The 17,138-nt window shown below is 68.4% G+C and carries 11 protein-coding genes; 5 read left to right on the top strand and 6 right to left on the bottom strand.

Annotated features, from left to right (window positions below; genetic code table 11):
• Nucleotides 1–59: 59 nt before the first annotated feature.
• On the top strand, nt 60–2,240 hold the full coding sequence (uvrD, locus tag DX914_RS15245) for a DNA helicase II (protein ID WP_115860302.1): 2,181 nt from the start codon (nt 60–62) through the stop codon (nt 2,238–2,240).
• A gap of 737 nt (nt 2,241–2,977) precedes the next feature.
• Here the strand turns inward: uvrD and DX914_RS15240 are convergent.
• From DX914_RS15240 to DX914_RS15230, 3 genes are all read right to left on the bottom strand, one after another.
• Complete coding sequence (locus DX914_RS15240; protein ID WP_115860300.1) at nt 2,978–4,702, bottom strand: hypothetical protein; 1,725 nt, start codon at nt 4,700–4,702, stop codon at nt 2,978–2,980.
• A gap of 227 nt (nt 4,703–4,929) precedes the next feature.
• Nucleotides 4,930–5,370 (bottom strand): GNAT family N-acetyltransferase, encoded by a 441-nt coding sequence (locus DX914_RS15235; RefSeq protein WP_115860298.1) that lies wholly within the window; start codon nt 5,368–5,370, stop codon nt 4,930–4,932.
• A 2-nt stretch (nt 5,371–5,372) separates the two neighbouring features.
• Nucleotides 5,373–5,669: a DUF2782 domain-containing protein gene (locus DX914_RS15230; RefSeq protein ID WP_115860296.1), complete on the bottom strand. Its 297-nt coding sequence runs from the start codon at nt 5,667–5,669 to the stop codon at nt 5,373–5,375.
• Between the two features lie 108 nt (nt 5,670–5,777).
• Between DX914_RS15230 and polA the strand changes: the two genes are divergently transcribed.
• Nucleotides 5,778–8,549 carry a DNA polymerase I gene (polA, locus tag DX914_RS15225; RefSeq protein ID WP_115860294.1) on the top strand — a complete coding sequence of 924 codons (2,772 nt, stop codon included), beginning with the start codon at nt 5,778–5,780 and terminating at the stop codon, nt 8,547–8,549.
• A gap of 371 nt (nt 8,550–8,920) precedes the next feature.
• Nucleotides 8,921–9,397 (top strand): DUF421 domain-containing protein, encoded by a 477-nt coding sequence (locus DX914_RS15220; RefSeq protein WP_115860292.1) that lies wholly within the window; start codon nt 8,921–8,923, stop codon nt 9,395–9,397.
• Between the two features lie 315 nt (nt 9,398–9,712).
• Here the strand turns inward: DX914_RS15220 and hemF are convergent, their stop codons facing one another.
• The 3 genes from hemF to DX914_RS15205 all read right to left on the bottom strand — a co-directional run bounded on the left by hemF (nt 9,713) and on the right by DX914_RS15205 (nt 13,846).
• Nucleotides 9,713–10,621, bottom strand: a complete 909-nt coding sequence (gene hemF, locus DX914_RS15215; RefSeq protein ID WP_115860290.1) for an oxygen-dependent coproporphyrinogen oxidase — start codon at nt 10,619–10,621, stop codon at nt 9,713–9,715.
• Nucleotides 10,622–10,676: 55 nt separating this feature from the next.
• Nucleotides 10,677–11,351 (bottom strand): hypothetical protein, encoded by a 675-nt coding sequence (locus DX914_RS15210; RefSeq protein ID WP_115860288.1) that lies wholly within the window; start codon nt 11,349–11,351, stop codon nt 10,677–10,679.
• Nucleotides 11,352–11,458: 107 nt separating this feature from the next.
• Nucleotides 11,459–13,846, bottom strand: coding sequence for a S9 family peptidase (locus DX914_RS15205; protein ID WP_115860286.1), 2,388 nt, complete (start codon nt 13,844–13,846; stop codon nt 11,459–11,461).
• 175 nt (nt 13,847–14,021) lie between these two features.
• Here DX914_RS15205 and DX914_RS15200 point away from each other — a divergent pair, with 175 nt between their 5' ends.
• Nucleotides 14,022–15,437, top strand: coding sequence for a cytochrome ubiquinol oxidase subunit I (locus tag DX914_RS15200; RefSeq protein WP_115860284.1), 1,416 nt, complete (start codon nt 14,022–14,024; stop codon nt 15,435–15,437).
• A 46-nt stretch (nt 15,438–15,483) separates the two neighbouring features.
• The gene (cydB, locus tag DX914_RS15195) at nt 15,484–16,491 is read left to right on the top strand and encodes a cytochrome d ubiquinol oxidase subunit II (RefSeq protein ID WP_115860282.1); all 1,008 of its coding nucleotides are present in this window, start codon (nt 15,484–15,486) and stop codon (nt 16,489–16,491) included.
• Nucleotides 16,492–17,138: the final 647 nt, after the last annotated feature.

Here is a 17,138-nt window from a genome sequence, read left to right as displayed (position 1 = left end):
CGTATTGGATGTCCAGGCCCGGGCAAGGTTCCCGCGGGTGCGGCCGTTACAATACAAGGATGGACGTATCGCACCTGCTCGACGCACTCAATCCCGCCCAACGCGAAGCCGTATCGGCCGCCCCCGGCCACTATCTGGTCCTGGCCGGCGCCGGCTCGGGCAAGACCCGGGTCCTGACCCACCGCATCGCCTGGCTCAACGAAGTCTTCGGCGTGCCCACCCACGGCATCCTGGCGGTGACCTTCACCAACAAGGCCGCCGGCGAGATGCGCAACCGCGTCGACCTGCAGCTGCGCCATGGCGCGCGCGGCATGTGGATCGGCACCTTCCACGGCCTGGCCCACCGCCTGCTGCGCCTGCACTGGCAGGACGCCAGGCTGCCCGAGGGTTTCCAGGTGCTGGACAGCGACGACCAGCTGCGCCTGGTCAAGCGCGTGGTGCAGGCGCTGGAACTGGACGAGGCGCGCTTCCCGCCGCGGCAGATCGCCTGGTGGATCAACGCGCAGAAGGACGAGGGCCGCCGGCCGGAGCACATCCAGCCCGCCGCCGACCCCTGGGCCGACGTGATGCGCCGCGCCTACGAGGCCTACCAGGAGCGCTGCGAGCGCGCCGGCCTGGTCGATTTCGCCGAGCTGCTGCTGCGCGCGCACGAACTGCTGCGCGACAACCCGCCGCTGCTGGCGCATTACCGCCACCGCTTCCGCGAAATCCTGGTCGACGAATTCCAGGACACCAACGCCATCCAGTACGCCTTCGTGCGCGTGCTGGCCGGCGATTCCGGCCACGTGTTCGTGGTCGGCGACGACGACCAGGCCATCTACGGCTGGCGGGGCGCCAAGGTCGAGAACGTGCAGCGCTTCCTGCGCGACTTCCCGGGTGCCCAGACCATCCGCCTGGAGCAGAACTACCGTTCCAGCGCCAACATCCTGGAAGCGGCCAACGCGGTCATCGCCCACAACCCCGACCGCCTGGGCAAGAAGCTGTGGACCGACACCGGCCAGGGCGAACCCATCGACCTGTACGCGGCCTACAACGAGATGGACGAGGCGCGTTTCGTGGTCGAGCGCCTGCGCCAATGGGTGCGCGACGGCGGCAGCTACGGCGAGGTCGCCGTGCTCTACCGCAGCAACGCCCAGTCGCGCGCCTACGAAGAGGCGCTGCTGTCCGAGCAGGTGCCCTACCGCGTCTACGGCGGCCAACGCTTCTTCGAGCGCGCCGAAATCAAGGACACCCTGGCCTACCTGCGCCTGGTCGCCAACCGCGCCGACGACGCCGCCTTCGAGCGCGCGGTCAACACCCCGGCGCGCGGCATCGGCGAGCGCACCCTGGACGAAGTGCGCAAACGCGCGCGCGCCGACGGCGCGCCGCTGTGGACGGCCGCGCGCTGGATGACCGGCGAGAGCGTGCTGGCCGCGCGCGCGCGCAACGCCCTGGCCGGCTTCATCGCGCTGATCGATCAGCTCGAAGCCGAATTCGCGCCGATGCCGCTGCCGGAGAAGATCGACCACGTGCTGCAGCGTTCGGGCCTGCGCGAGCATTACGCCAACGAGTCGCGCGGTCAGCTGGATTCGCGCACCGACAACCTGGACGAACTGGTCTCGGTGGCCTCGCGCTTCACCCGCAGCGACGAGGACGACGCGGCGGCGATGCCGGAGCTGATCGCCTTCCTCAGCTATGCCGCGCTCGAAGCGGGCGAGGGCCAGGCCCAGGCCGGCGACGACGGCGTGCAGCTGATGACCCTGCACAGCGCCAAGGGCCTGGAGTTCCCGCTGGTGTTCCTGGGTGGTCTGGAAGAGGGGCTGTTCCCCAGCAACCGCTCCACCGAGGAATCCGGCCGACTGGAAGAGGAGCGCCGCCTGGCCTACGTGGGCATCACCCGCGCGCGGCAGAAGCTGGTGCTGAGCTATGCCGAGACCCGGCGCATCCACGGCATGGACATGTACGGGGTGCCGTCGCGCTTCCTGCGCGAGATTCCGCCGGCGCTGTTGCACGAGGTGCGGCCGAAGGTACAGGTCTCGCGCCCGGTGCCCGGCGGCCAGCCGCGTCGCGACTACGGCCATGCGGCGGTGGCCGAGGCGCCGCCGGTGCGCCTGGGCGCGCTGGTGCGGCACCCGAGCTTCGGCACGGGCACGGTCACGGACTACGAGGGCACCGGCGCGCACGCGCGCGTGCAGGTCAACTTCGACGACGCCGGCAGCAAGTGGCTGGTGCTGGCCTACGCCAACCTGCAACCCGCCTGACGCTTAGCCTTGGGGTAGGAGCGTCCTGAGTCGCGATCGCGAACCCGCCTCATGGCGAAAGCCTCGGTTCCCCCGTAGGAGCTGCGCAAGCTGCGACCGCGAATCCACAGTTACGACCAAGCCCTCGGTCGGCGTGGGGTCTGCTCTGACGCCTTGGGGTAGGAGCGGCGTGAGCCGCGACCAGCTCCGAACTCGCGAAGGTGTTTAGGTGTGCTGGTTGAAGCGACAACAACAGCTTCCGTCCGCAAGCGGCCGGGTCACTTTCTTTTGATAAGCGTCAAAAGAAAGTAGCCAAAGAAAAAGGCTTGGCCAGAGCTCCCGTGCGAGATCGGAGTTTGCGCCGGGATTTTTCGATGGCACATCCCTGTGCCAGCGAAAAACGGCGCACCTCCTGTGCGCCGCCCCCCGCCTTCGCGGGGGCAGGCTCTCCGGGTCTTCTATTGGTACGGCGAGTTCGGTGCCCGAGCGAGGGTCAAGAGCATTCGCTGCGCTCACCCCCTCACCCTAACCCTCTCCCGCAAGCGGGAGAGGGGATGCATCCGACGCCGCTTGCTGCTTTAGCCCCTCTCCCGCTCGCGGGGTGAGGGGCAGCGCTTGCGAGCCATTGGCTCGCGCTGCACCGAACGCCCGACCGCTATGCGGTCGGGCCGGGATGCGGGTTGGGGTGAGGGCAGGCTCTGCTCTATCGATGAGCCGCGATGCGCCCGGCAGGGACCGGGCGCACCGCAGCCATCGCTTCAACGCTGTTGCTGCTGTGCCTCGTCGGGCACGCCGTTGCGGTCTTCGTCCTTGGAGCGGCCGCTGCGGATGTCGAGCAGGTCGTCCTGGCCGTTGCGGTTCAGATCCGGCACCACGCCGCCCACCTGGTAATAGATCGTGTTCTGCAGCGGGCCCTGCACGAACTTGCGCAGCTGCGGATCCCAATAGGTCGCGTTGGGATCGACCACGTTGGCGATCAGGTAGGTGTAGGTGTTCGGGAACAGGCTCAGCGCATTGCCCTTGTGGCAGTAGCGGATCTCGCCGGTGGCGTGGTCGCCCGGGCCGTTGGCGCCCTTGGAACCTTGCGGGCAGTCCTCGGGCTTGTAGACGATGTCCACCGTGCGCGGGTCGGTCATCTTGGCCAGCGGCAGTTCCAGGCGCTCGGCCACCGACTGCTTGCGGATCACGCTGCTGGAATGGAACGACACCGGCTGCCCGCGCACGTCCACCGGGCGGCCGTCGCGCATCATCGCCGAGATGTCGAGCATGCGCGGCGAGCGGAAGATCTGCACTTCCGACAGTTCCAGCGCGCCGGCGCCGGGGTTGGTGTTGAAGAAGTTGAGGGTGAACGCGCCGGTGTCCGCATCGATGTCGCCGGCGTCGTAGCCGGCCAGGCGCGGCGCCAGCGGCAGCAGGGTGGCGCCGTTGAAAAGCTGCACGTCGAACACGATCACCGTGGCGCTGCCGGCGAAGCTGGCGCCGGTGTGGAACGGCGCGGCCGGCATCACGATGCCGGGGCTGGGTCCGCTCCAGGGCTTGGCGGTGGCGAAGTCCAGGTTGTGCACGTAGTACACGTTGCCCTGGAAGTTCTGGGTGCTGCCGGTGTAGCTCACCGTGGGGTTCTGCCACGGACTGGCAGAGCCGTTGTACCACCAGTTGATGCTCAGGCTGTTGCTGGTGCTCAGCAGCTTGATCCGCATCTTGTTGGCGTTGGTGTTGTTGGGATTGACGAAATCCCAGTTGTGCAGGGTCTTGGTGTTCAGGCCGATGTTGTGGCCGAGGATTTCGTACTCGGTGTCGCTGAAGTGGCGGTTGCGCGCGGCGCGCATTTCGCCGGTCAGGCCGGTGGAGCCGGTGGCCATGATGTGCCAGTTCTGCGCGTCTTCGGTCGGGCGCGGCGCGGAATGGCCATGGGCGGCGCCGTAGTTGTGCGCGGCCTCATGCGAGGTGGTGGTGCCGATCGCGGTGGACCAGCGCTCCAGGGTGGAGCCCACGCCGTTGAGCGGCTGGCCGGCGGCGCCGTAGGTGTCCTTGAACGACTTGGCCCAGACCCGCGCGTAGTCCTGCGGATCGGCGTCGTTGGTGTCCACGGCCTGGGCCTGGCCGAACAGGCTGCCGGCGGTGTCCGAACCCACCGCTACGATCTGCCAGCGCGGCACCGTCGGGCTGGGCAGGGTGGTGGTCTGGTTCACCTGCAGGTTGAACTCGCAGTAGTCGTCGACCACGAAGTCGAAGATGCGGTTGCGCAACGTGGCGGTGGAGCCGACCACCGGGTCCAGGTCGGCGACGTTGAACGGCGCGGCCGAACTGGACGGGCCGATGGTCGGGAACGGCGCGGTCGCGGTCGGGAAGAACACGTACAGGTAGTTCGTCTTCGGCTGGGCGAGGACGTTGCTGGGACAGGTCGGGGCCGCCAGAGCGGCGGGCGCGGTCAGGGTCAGGGCGATCAGCGCAGACAGACTGCGCGGCGTGAGCCTAAGCATCGGGTAAACCTCCTTGTTGAACCTCGGGACCGGTCGTCTGGACCGGACCGGCGCGCGGCATTCCACGCCGGCTGAGCGATTAACGCAGCCCTGGGTTGCAAAAGAGGGGCGAGTGGGCGGTACCGTGACCGGCGCCCGCGCGCGGACGTGCGCGAATGCCCATTTCGCGGCGCCGATGCCAAGAACGGTAGCGCGCCCTCACGCTGTATCGGCGCGGTTGTGCGCTATCAGTCGCCCAGGGCGATGCCGAAATGCAGGGCCTCGATGCGCAGGCCTTCGCGCATGTAGAACGCATGCGCGTGCTGGCGCTGGGTGCCCGAATCCAGCTGCAGGCGCGCGCAGCCCAGGCGCCGCGCTTCTGCCTTGAGCCAGTCCAGCATCGCCTTGCCGTGGCCGCGGCTGCGCGCGGCCTGATCGGTAACCAGATCGTCGACGTACAGATGCACGCCCACAGCCAGCATCTCCATCACCCGCCAGCAGGCGAACGCGCGCGGCACGCCTTGCGCGTCGTAGAGCACGGTGGCGCGGCAGCCCTGGGCGATCTGACGGTGCATCTGGGCGACGAAGCGGTCCTCGTCGAACTCCGGACGCAGCTGCGAGACCAGCGGCCACACCGCGCGCAGCTCGTCCTCGCCGGTGAGCGTGCGGATGTCGTGCGCGGTGGCCATGCTTACCAGCTGAACAGCTTGTACTGCACCGGCGAGATCGGGCCTTCGCCCTTGCTGCTGTCCAGGGTGCCGTCGCCGTCGCTGTCGACCAGGTAATAGACCGGGCCGCGCAGCGGGGTGATCTTGACCACGCGCAGCTGGCCGGCCACGCGGTATTCCTCGACGCTGTCGCCGTCCTGGGTCGCGCGTCGGGTGACCTCGGCGCCGTCCAGGCCCGAGGTGGGATCGCCGCCGCCCATGGTGGCGCAGCCGGCCAGGGCCAGCAGCAGCGGGGCGAGCGATGCGGTGAGGGGACGCATGGCGGTACTCCGTAGGTCAGAGGCCCAGCATACCTCCGGCCGGCGTGAAGCGGCCGCATCGGCGTCACGGTCGCGGCGGCGGCGACCGCCGGGCGTAGAATCGCGGACATGAAACGACTCGTCCTGATCGATGGTTCCAGCTACCTCTACCGCGCCTTCCATGCGCTGCCGCCGCTGAGCAACGACGCCGGCGAGCCCACCGGCGCTCTGTTCGGCGTGGTCAACATGCTGCGCGCGACCTTGAACGAACGCCCGGACTACGTGGCCTTCGTGGTCGACGCGCCCGGCAAGACCTTCCGCGACGACCTGGACCCGCAGTACAAGGCCAACCGCCCGCCCATGCCCGACGACCTGCGCGCGCAGGTGCTGCCGATGTGCGAGATCGTCGAGGCGCTGGGCATTCCGATCCTGCGCATCGAGGGCGTGGAAGCCGACGACGTGATCGGCACCCTGGCCCTGAGCGCGGCCGCCGACGGCATCGACGTGACCATTTCCACCGGCGACAAGGACTTCGCCCAGCTGGTGCGCCCGCACGTGGCCCTGGTCAACACCATGAGCGGCAGCCGCATGGACAGCGACGAGAGCGTGTTCGCCAAGTTCGGCGTGCGCCCCAACCAGGTCATCGACCTGCTCTCGCTGATGGGCGACAGCGTCGACAACATTCCCGGCGTGGAGAAGTGCGGGCCCAAGACCGCGGCCAAGTGGCTGGCCGAGTACGACAGCCTGGACGGGGTGATCGCCAACGCCGCGCAGATCAAGGGCAAGATCGGCGACAACCTGCGCGCCGCGCTGCCGCGCCTGCCGCTGAACCGCCAGCTGGCCACGATCAAGACCGACGTGGCGCTGGACAAGGGCCCCACCGACCTGGCCTTGCGCGAGCGCCACGCCGAATCGCTGCGCGGCCTGTACGCACGCTATGGCTTCAAGCAGGCGTTGCGCGAGCTGGAAGGCGGCGCGGCGGCGTCGGCCGAGCTGGACGCCGCCTCCGACCGAGCCGGCCTGCGCGCGACCGCGGCCGGCCACGCCCGCTCCTCGGCGCCGGCCGAGGCCCCGGACGCCGCACTGTCGGCCAAGGGCGAGTACGAGACCGTGCTGACCCAGCCGCAGCTGGACGCGCTGGTCGCGGCGCTGTCGGCGGCCGAGGAGTTCGCCTTCGACAGCGAAACCGATTCGCTGGACCCCATGCGCGCCAACCTGGTCGGTCTGAGCTTCGCCATCGAGCCCGGCCGCGCCTGGTACCTGCCGCTGGGCCACGATTACCCCGGCGCGCCGGCGCAACTGGACCGCGAGACGGTGCTGGCCGCGTTGCGCCCGGTGTTCGCCGACCCGGCGCGGCGCAAGCTCGGCCAGCACGGCAAGTACGACCTGCACGTGCTGCGCCGCTGCGGCGTGGAGGTGGACGGCTACGCCGACGACACCATGCTGGAGAGCTTCGTCTACAACGCCACCGCCAGCCGCCACGACATGGACTCGCTGGCCAAGCGCTACCTCGGCTACGACACCGTCAAGTACGCCGACGTGACCGGCAAGGGCGCCAAGGCGATTTCGTTCTCGCAGGTGGCGCTGGACGACGCCACCCGCTACGCCGCCGAGGACGCCGACGTGACCCTGCGCCTGCACCGCGTGCTGGGCGCCCGGCTGGCCGCCGAGCCGGCGCTGGAGCGCGTGTACCGCGAGATCGAAATGCCGCTGGTGCCGGTGCTGGCGCGGGTCGAGGCCAACGGCGTGATGATCGACGCCGATGAGCTGCGCCGGCAGTCGCAGGACCTGGCCAAGCGCATGCTGGCCGCGCAGCAGCAGGCCACCGAGCTGGCCGGCCGCACCTTCAACCTGGACTCGCCCAAGCAGCTGCAGGCGCTGCTGTTCGACGAACTCAAGCTGCCGGCGCTGATCAAGACGCCCACCGGCCAGCCCAGCACCAACGAAGAGGCGCTGGAGGCCATCGCCGACCAGCACGAGCTGCCGCGGGTGATCCTGGAATACCGCGGCCTGGCCAAGCTGCGCAGCACCTACACCGACAAGCTGTCGGAGATCGTCAATCCCGACACCGGCCGCGTGCACACCAGTTACCACCAGGCCGGCGCGGCCACCGGCCGGCTCGCCTCCAGCGACCCCAACCTGCAGAACATCCCGATCCGCACCGACGACGGCCGCCGCATCCGCCGCGCCTTCGTCGCTCCGGCCGGGCGCAAGCTGGTGGCCTGCGACTACTCGCAGATCGAGCTGCGGATCATGGCCCACCTGTCCGAGGACGAAGGCCTGCTGCGCGCGTTCGCCTCCGGCGCCGACATCCACCGCGCCACCGCCGCCGAGGTGTTCGGCAAGGCCATCGACCAGGTCGAGGGCAACGAGCGCCGCGCGGCCAAGGCGATCAACTTCGGCCTGATGTACGGCATGAGCGCATTCGGCCTGGCCCGCCAGCTCGGCATCGGCCGTGGCGAGGCGCAGGATTACATCGCCCTGTACTTCAGCCGCTACCCGGGCGTGCGCGACTTCATGGAGCGCACCCGCCAGGACGCGCGCGACAAGGGCTACGTGGAAACCGTGTTCGGCCGCCGCCTGTACCTGGACAACATCAAGGCCTCCAACCAGGGCCTGCGCGCGGGCGCCGAGCGCGCGGCGATCAACGCGCCCATGCAGGGCACCGCGGCCGACATCATCAAGCGGGCGATGATCTCCATCGACGCCTGGCTGGCCGGCCATGCCGAGCGCGCCAAGATGATCCTGCAGGTCCACGACGAACTGGTCTTCGAGGTCGACGCCGGCTTCGTCGACACCCTGCTGGCGCAGGTCACCGACCGTATGTCGGCCGCGGCAGAGCTGCGGGTACCGCTGGTCGTCGACAGCGGCGTCGGCGACAATTGGGACCAGGCGCATTAATTTTCATTAATAATCGTAAATGCTTGTGATTGCTGGATTTGGCAGAATGAATCGGTCCTGAATCCAACAATTTATTAACTTCGATCTTCACGAACTATCCATGTGCAGGGTGGTCATATAGGTCGCGACAGATGCAACGTCTGTCGCCGATCTCTCCCTCCCCTGGAGTGATCCCCGGAGCGAAGGCCCCTCCCCAGGTCCCGCTCCCCAGCCCCGCCGGCCCCCCCTGCCAGCGGGGCTTTTTATTGCCCGCGATATTTACTTCGGAGTTTCTGCCGCGCCATGGGCATCGCGACGGCGCGTGCGCGGTGGCGGGGCGGCGTTGGACAATCGCCGGCGCGGCACCGGGCCGCCAACCAGCGGAGCGTGCGATGTCCGAGGCCTTCGACCTGTCCATGCCCTGGTGGCAGTACGTGCTGCGCGCCTGCGTGGTGTATTTCGTGCTGCTGGCGATGATCCGGGTGTCGGGCAAGCGCACCATGGGCCAGTTCACCTCCTTCGACATGCTGCTGATCGTGCTGCTGGGCAACGCGGTGCAGAACGCGTTGCTGGGCACCGACACCTCCATCGGCGGCGGCCTGCTGCTGGCCGGCACGCTGATGGCGTTGAACTGGGGCATCGGTTTCGTGACCGCGCGCAACGACCGCATCGAACGCGCGCTGGAAGGCGTGCCGGTGGTGCTGGCGCGCGATGGCCATGTATTCCACGAAGTGCTGCGCCGCGAACTGGTCAGCCGCGCCGATTTCCACAAGGCCATGCGCGAGAACGATTGCGCCGACGTCGACCACATCGCGCTGGCGATGCTGGAGACCAATGGGCATATCACGCTGTTGAAGCGCGGTAGCTGAAGGATTCGCAGGGTAGGAGCGGCGCGAGCCGCGACCGCGACACCACATATACGACGCGACTTGCGACTTCGCGGTCGCGGCTCGCGCCGCTCCTACAGGGGCTACCGTTGCCGCCTCGCGCATTGCTTTCTGTGGGAGCGGCGTGAGCCGCGATTGCGCAGGTGCAAATGCCGCGTCAGCTACGCAATCTGCCGGGCTTCGGGGTAGGAGCGGCGTGAGCCGCGACCGCAGGGGTGCAGGTCGCGTCGAATCTGGGTGTCGCGATCGCGGCTCATGCCGCTCCCACAGAAAGCCAAAAGCGACAGCGGGCGGGTTTCAGCCCTCGCCCAGCCAATCCCGCGGTACCAGATACTGCGCCAGCCGCGCCTCGTCGCTCTCGGCCTCCGGCTGATATCCGTACTCCCAGCGTACCAGCGGCGGCAGGCTCATCAGGATCGACTCGGTCCGCCCGCCCGACTGCAGGCCGAACAGGGTGCCGCGGTCGAACACCAGATTGAACTCGACGTAGCGACCGCGACGATAAAGTTGGAACTGGCGCTCACGCTCGCCATAGGGCAGGTCGCGTCGGCGTTGCACCAGCGGCAGATAGGCGTCCAGGAAGCCGTCGCCGACCGCACGCTGATAGGCGAAGTCGCGCTCGAAGTCCTCGTGCAGGTCGTCGAAGAACAAGCCGCCGACGCCGCGGGTTTCGTTGCGGTGCTTGAGGAAGAAGTATTCGTCGCACCAGCGCTTGTGCGCCTGATAGCGCTCCTCGCCTCCGAAAGGCTCGCACAGCGCGCGAGCGGTGCCGTGCCAATGCCGCACGTCCTCGTCGTAGGGATAGAACGGGGTCAGGTCGAAGCCGCCGCCGAACCACCAGGCCACGGTCTCGCCGTCGCGCATGGCGCGGAAGTGGCGCACGTTGGCGTGGGTGGTGGGCAGGTAGGGATTGCGCGGGTGGAACACCAGCGACACCCCGACCGCACGCCAGGACGCTCCGGCCAGTTCCGGCCGCGCCGCGCTGGCCGAGGGCGGCAGCTTCGTGCCCGACACATCGGAAAAGCCGATACCGGCCTGCTCGAACACCGCGCCGTCGCGCAGCACGCGGGTACGCCCGCCCCCGCCTTCGGCGCGCTGCCAGCGGTCCTCGACGAAGCGGGCGCCGCCGTCGGCCTGTTCGATGGCGGCGCAGATACGGTCCTGCAGGCCGGTGAGGTAGTCGCGTACGCGGTCGAAATCGCTCATGGCGCGCATTCTACCGGCCGCGCGCGCGGGGTCGTGCTGGCCGGGCCCAGCGGAGTCAGGGCGCGGCGGCCGGCGCCATGGAGATCACGAAGTCCGAACCGCCCTTGGCCGAGGGTTGGTGCTTCACGCTCAGCGCAACCTCCTGGCCGCAGCCCTTGAGCACCCAGCGCTCGGTGGCGCCGGTGTCGGTGGCGGAGGCCTCGGTCACGCTGGCTTCGATGGCGTCGAACTCCAGGCAGTTGCTGGCGGCGCTGCCGGCGACGATGGCCTGCTTGTAGATGTCGAAGCGCAGCTCGGCCGTGGTCCGGGTGGTGCCGGAAAACGGGATCGGCAGGCCGGTGGACAGCGTGGCCAGCGCCGCGGCGCAGGCGCGCTCCGGCGCCGCATCGATGCCCGGCTTCAGGCTGGTCTCGAACTGCTTGCGGAAGTTGCTGCGCTGCGCGGCGGCGCTGCCGCCCAGGCTGGGGTAACGGGTCAGCGCGAGCTGGCCGCCGGTGGCGATGGATACCTCGCGCGGCGCGCGCCACTTGGCGTAGGCCTGACGCAGCTGGCCGCCGCCGGAATAACGCTGCGCATCGCACTCGCCGACGATGGCCTCGTTCATCAGCGCGGTCGTGTAGTCGCGCAGCGCCACCTGTTCCTGGTGACTGGGCTGCTTGGCCCCGGGCGCCTGGGCGGCGGCGACGGCCGGCAGCAGCAGCGCGGCGGCGAGAATAGGCAGGGTACGCATCGGCGGCCTCGATGGCGGGATCGGCACGATGCTAGCAGCGCGCGATGGCGAAACGTGACGGTGGCCCGCCACGGCGCGCCTTGGCGCCGCAGCGGGCCGCGTTCGTCTTACTTCAACGTGCGCTCGAACAGCTCGTAGATGCGGCGGTATTCGTCGTACCAGCTGTCCGGATGGGTGAAGCCGTGGCGCTCGAGCGGGTAGGGCGCCAGTTCCCACTTGTCCTTGCGCAGCTCGATCAGGCGCTGCGACAGCATCACCGAGTCCTTGAAGAACACGTTGTCGTCGATCATGCCGTGGGCGATCAGCAGGTGGTCCTGCAGGCCGTCGGCGAATTCGATCGGCGAGGACTTCTTGTACGCCTCCGGATCCAGCTCCGGCGTATTGAGGATGTTGGAGGTGTATTCGTGGTTGTACTGCGACCAGTCGGTGACCGGGCGCAGGGCGGCGCCGGCCTTGAACTTGCCCGGCGCGCGGAACAGCGCCATGAAGGTCATGAAGCCGCCGTAGGAACCGCCGTAGATGCCGGCGCGATCGCGGTCGCCCTGCTTGTGCTCGGCCAGCCAGTCCAGGCCGTCCAGGTAATCCTCGAGCTCGGGGTGGCCCATCTGCCGGTAGATCGCGGTGCGCCAGTCGCGGCCGTAGCCGGCGCTGGCGCGGTAGTCCAGGTCCAGCACCACGTAGCCCCGCTGCACCAGCAGGTTGTGGAACATCTGCTCGCGGAAATAGTTGGGGTAGCGCGCGCTGACGTTCTGCAGGTAGCCGGCGCCGTGGACGAACATCACGATCGGGTACTTCTTGCCCGGCTCGTAGTTCTTCGGCCCGTAGAACTTGCCCCAGATCGGCGCGGCGCCGTGCTTGGACGGCACCTGCACGTATTCGGGCTGGATCCACTCGCGCTGCTTGAACTGCGCGGTGCGGGTGTCGGTGAGCTTGGCCAGGCCTTCGCCGTCGGTGCCGATGCTGGCCAGTTGCGCGGGCAGGTAGCTGGCCGAGTAACGCAGCAGCAGGCGGCGTCCGTCGGGCGAAAGCGCGTAGTCTTCGACGCCGTCCAGCGAGGTGATCTCGCGCACGCTGCCGCCGTTGCGGTCCACGGCGCAGACTTCGTAGTCGCCCGGCCACTTGCGGTTGCACAGGAAGTAGAAGCCGCGGCCGTCGGCGCTGACCTGAGGCGAGGACACTTCCCATTGGCCGGAGGTGATCGCGCGGCCGGTGCCGCCGTCGCTCACGTACAGGTGGGCGTAGCCGGTTTGCTCCGACACCCACCACAGCGACGCGGCGCCGTTGCCGGCGGCGGGCAGCCAGCCGAAGTCGGTGGTGTTCCAGCCCACCCAGGCCGGGTCGCTGCTGCGGTGGCGCGAGACCAGTTCGGCCTTGGCCAGATCCACCGTGGTCAGCCAGCGGTCCTTGTTGTCGACCGCGCGCACCAGCACCGCGGCCTGGCGGCCGTCGTCGCTCCAGCGGATCGCCGGGCCGCTGCCGTCGCCATCGGTTTCGATGCGCACCACGCGGTCGCCCTTGAGCGGTTCCTTCTTGGCCGCCTTGCGCATGGCCGCCAGCGGGTCTTCGGCGATGCCGGGCAGGCGGTCGTACTTGAGTTCGCTGACCTTGCCCGAGGCCACGTCGATCAGCCACAGCTTCTGCGGCAGCGGCGCGTTGCGGCCCACGCGGGTGCGCACTTCCTCGAATTCCTCGTAACCCGATTCGGTCACGTACTTGGGCATTTTGCCCCCCTGGCCGGCGTCGCCGCCCTTGGCCTGGGTCACCGCCAGCATCCAGCGGCCGTCGGGCGAGAGAGCGCTGTCGGAGATCTCGACATCGCTGCCCAGGTACAGCGGCGCGGGCGCGCGGCTGGTGTCGGCGCGGCGCCACTGCTCGTCCTGCGCGCGCGCGGCGTCGCGGCGGTCGCGGTCGTCCTTGAGGGTGCGGATGGTGGCGAGCTGGTAGTCGCGCAGGGTGTCGGCCTTGGGCGGCTTGGCCGGATCGTTCTCGGCCTTGAGCTGCGCGGCCTGGCTCACGCCCTGGCCGGCGCGCCACTGGTACCAGTTGTTGTCGACGCGGAAGACCAGGTTGCCGTCGCGGCCGAACTGCGGACGCGCTTCGGCTTCGTTGCTGCGGGTGACCTGGGTCAGCGCGCCGCTGCGCAGGTCGCGCACGAACACGTCGCCGTTGCGCACATAGGCCATGCGCGTGCGTTGCGCGTCGTACGCGGGCTGCGCGGCGTCGAGGTCGGCGCGCGCGGCGCCGTCGATCTTGGCGGCCACCGCGTCGGCGCTGGCGCCGACCTGCCAGGTGTCGCGGATGCTCGCGCCTTCGCGGCGCAGCTGGTACTGCGCGCGGCGGCTGTCCCAGCTCCACCAGAACTGCTCGACCGGCGGCCCGATCCAATCGGGATCGGCCATGGTCTGGGCGAGCGTGATCGGCGCTTGGGCGTAAGCGTGGGGAGCCAGCAGCAGCGCGGCCAGCGACAGGGTCAGAGCGTTGGGAACTAGGCGCATCGGCGGACCTGATGGGAAGTCTGGGGTGGGCAAATTGACGCAGGTTAACAGCCTCAATGGTTTGCGTGATTAGGCCATGCGTCACGGTGCTTTACCGGCCCGATGACGCGGCGCACAATGATCCGGCGAGTCTGAAGTCCCGCGGCGAACCGCGAGGCAACACAGGAGTCGTGCCGTGGATGCATTGATGCTGTCGCGTATCCAGTTCGGATTCGTGATCTCGTTTCATATCCTGTTCCCGGCCTTCACGATCGGATTGGCGAGCTGGCTGGCGTTCGTGGAATGGCGCTGGCTGCGCACCCGCGACACGGTCTGGCGCGACCTGTTCTTCTTCTGGACCAAGGTCTTCGCCGTGTCCTTCGGCATGGGCGTGGTGTCCGGCATCGTCATGAGCTTCCAGTTCGGCACCAACTGGTCGGTGCTCAGCGAGCAGGCCGGCAACATCCTCGGCCCGCTGCTGTCCTACGAAGTGTTGACCGCGTTCTTCCTGGAAGCGACCTTCCTGGGCGTGATGCTGTTCGGCTGGAACCGGGTCGACGAGAAGATGCATTTCCTGGCGACCTGCATGGTCGCGCTGGGCACGCTGATCTCCACGTTCTGGATCATCTCGGCCAACAGCTGGATGCAGACGCCTGCCGGTTACAAGATCGTCGACGGCGTGTTCGAGCCGGCGAGCTGGTGGGCGATCGTGTTCAATCCCTCTTTCCCCTACCGCCTGGCGCACATGGTGCTGGCGGCGTTCATCACCACCTGCTTCGTGATCGGCGGCGTGGCGGCGGGCTATCTGCGCCGCGGCGTCCACGTCGATGCGGCGCGGCGCATGCTCAAGGCGGCGGTGATCTTCGCCGCGATCACCGTGCCCACCCAGGTCTTCGTCGGCGACCTGCACGGCTTGAACGCGCGTGAGCATCAGCCGATCAAGGTGGCGGCGATGGAAGCGCATTGGCAGCACAAGCCCAAGGGCGAGGGCGTGCCGCTGGTGCTGTTCGCGGTGCCCAACGAACGCGCCGAGCGCAACGACTATGAGATCGCAGTGCCGCGGCTGGGCAGCCTGATCCTGACCCACAGCCTGGACGGCGAGATCCAGCCGCTGACCTCGGTGCCGCCCGAGGAGCGGCCGCCGGTGAAGCCGGTGTTCTACGCGTTCCGGCTCATGGTGGGCCTGGGCGTGGCGATGCTGCTGCTGGTGCTGGCCTCGCTGTGGGCGTGGCGGCGCAAACGCTTGTACGACCTCGACAGCGCGCTGGGCCGTTGGGTGTTGAACGGCTGGCGCGCGCTGACCCTGAGCGGCTTCGTCGCGATCCTGGCTGGCTGGTACGTGGTCGAGATCGGCCGCCAGCCTTATGTGATCTACGGCTTGCTGCGCACCGCCGATGCGGTCAGCGCGGTGAATGCGGGCAGCGTGCTGACTTCGCTGATCGTGTTCGTGGTGGTGTACCTGACCGTGTTCGGCGCGGGCATCGGTTATCTGGTCAAGCTGATCCGCAAGGGGCCGCATCCGCACGAGCCGGCACCGCGGCCGCGGCAGGGCGACAAGACGCCGGCGCGGCCGTTGTCGGTGCCCGACGAACCGGCTGAACCTGGCGCGTGATCGAATCATTCCCGTCGCGGCGGGAGCGAAGCAAAGGTGGTGTGCGATGGAATACTGGCTGCCAATCGTATGGTTCGGGGTGATCGGCTTCGGCGTGCTGATGTACGTGCTGCTGGACGGCTTCGTGCTCGGCCTGGGCATCCTGGCGCCGTTCGCCGAGGACGAGGGCCAGCTCGATCACATGATGAACACCGCCGCGCCGATCTGGGACGGCAACGAGACCTGGCTGGTGCTGGGCGGCGCCGGCCTGCTGGCGGCGTTCCCCAAGGTCTATGCGGTGGTGCTGTCGGCGCTGTACCTGCCGGTGCTGCTGATGCTGATCGCGCTGGTGTTCCGCGGCGTGGCCTTCGAATTCCGCTTCAAGGCCCACCGAGCCAAGCCCGCCTGGGGCGCGGCGTTCGCGCTGGGCTCGCTGTTCGCGGCCTTCGCCCAGGGCGTGATCCTGGGCGCGATCGTCGAAGGCATGCCGCTGCAGGAAGGCAAGTACGTGGGCGGCGCGTTCGAATGGTTCAGCCCGTTCTCGATGCTGACCGGCGCGGCGGTGGTGTTCGGCTATGCGTTGCTGGGTTCGACCTGGCTGATCCTGAAGACCGAGGGCCGCATGCAGCAGGTGGCGCGCACGCTGACGCGGCCGCTGGTGCTGGTGGTGGTGGTGTTCATGGGCCTGGTCAGCGCGTGGCTGCCGTTCCTGGACTCGCGGATCATGGCGCGCTGGTTCGAGGGCGCGAATTTCCTGTGGCTGTCGCCGGTGCCGCTGCTGGTGGCGGCCAACGCGTTCGCGTTGTGGCGGGCGGCGATGCGCAAGGATCGCGATGCGGCGCCGTTCGTGCTGACGCTGTGCTTCTTCGTGCTCGGCTTCGCTGGCTTGGTGCTGGGGATCTGGCCGAACATCGTGCCGCCGGATCTGACGATCTGGGAAGCAGCCTCGCCGCCGTCGTCGCAGGGTTTCGTGCTGACGGGACTGGTGGTGTTGCTGCCGGCGATCCTGGGCTACACCTACTGGTCGTACAGCGTATTCAAGGGCAAGATTGCGGCCGACGTGGGCTACCACTGACCGCCTCCGCTTTGGGGTAGGAGCGGCGTAAGCCGCGACCGCGACCTCTCATCTGCGACGAAAGCCGCGATTGCCCCTGTAGAAGCTGCGCAAGCTGCGACCGCGAATCCGCAGTTGCGGTCGGCGTGGGGTCTCCTCTGGCGCCTTGGGGTAGGAGCGGCGTGAGCCGCGATTGCTCCGAACTCGCGAAGGTGTTTGGGTGTGCTGGTTGAAGCAACAGCAACAGCTTCCGTCCGCAAGCGGCCGGGTTACTTTCTTTTGATAAGCGTCAAAAGAAAGTAACCAAAGAAAAACGCTACGCCAGAGCTCCCTTGCGAGATCGGAGTTTGCGCGGGGATTTTTCGATGGCACATCCCTGTGCCAGCGAAAAACGGCGCACCTCCTGTGCGCCGCCCCCCGCCTTCGCGGGGGCAGGCTCTCCGGGTCTGCTGTTTTCGTGGCGAGTTCGGCGCCCGAGCGAGGATCAAGAGCATTCGCTGCGCTCACCCCCTCACCCTAGCCCTTTCCCGCAAGCGGGAGAGGGGACGCAATCGATGCTGCTGCTTTAGCCCCTCTCCCGCTTGCGGGAGAGGGGTTGGGGTGAGGGCAGCCGGCCCTCGGGCCACGGCGCGCGTTCGGCCGGGTGCCCGGCCGCCCATCGCGCCTCC

Origin of the sequence: Lysobacter silvisoli, from assembly GCF_003382365.1 — a bacterium.
GTDB classification, from domain to species: Bacteria; Pseudomonadota; Gammaproteobacteria; order Xanthomonadales; family Xanthomonadaceae; genus Lysobacter; species Lysobacter silvisoli.
The sequence above is the reverse complement of the archived record's forward strand: the minus strand, read 5'-3'. Positions and strand labels throughout refer to the sequence as shown.

Excerpts from the sequence above, each read along its gene's own strand:
- uvrD (WP_115860302.1), top strand. The coding sequence starts at position 60 with ATGGACGTATCGCACCTGCTCGACGCACTCAATCCCGCCCAACGCGAA.
- DX914_RS15240 (WP_115860300.1), bottom strand. The coding sequence starts at position 4,702 with ATGCTTAGGCTCACGCCGCGCAGTCTGTCTGCGCTGATCGCCCTGACC.
- DX914_RS15235 (WP_115860298.1), bottom strand. The coding sequence starts at position 5,370 with ATGGCCACCGCGCACGACATCCGCACGCTCACCGGCGAGGACGAGCTG.
- DX914_RS15230 (WP_115860296.1), bottom strand. The coding sequence starts at position 5,669 with ATGCGTCCCCTCACCGCATCGCTCGCCCCGCTGCTGCTGGCCCTGGCC.
- polA (WP_115860294.1), top strand. The coding sequence starts at position 5,778 with ATGAAACGACTCGTCCTGATCGATGGTTCCAGCTACCTCTACCGCGCC.
- DX914_RS15220 (WP_115860292.1), top strand. The coding sequence starts at position 8,921 with ATGTCCGAGGCCTTCGACCTGTCCATGCCCTGGTGGCAGTACGTGCTG.
- hemF (WP_115860290.1), bottom strand. The coding sequence starts at position 10,621 with ATGAGCGATTTCGACCGCGTACGCGACTACCTCACCGGCCTGCAGGAC.
- DX914_RS15210 (WP_115860288.1), bottom strand. The coding sequence starts at position 11,351 with ATGCGTACCCTGCCTATTCTCGCCGCCGCGCTGCTGCTGCCGGCCGTC.
- DX914_RS15205 (WP_115860286.1), bottom strand. The coding sequence starts at position 13,846 with ATGCGCCTAGTTCCCAACGCTCTGACCCTGTCGCTGGCCGCGCTGCTG.
- cydB (WP_115860282.1), top strand. The coding sequence starts at position 15,484 with ATGGAATACTGGCTGCCAATCGTATGGTTCGGGGTGATCGGCTTCGGC.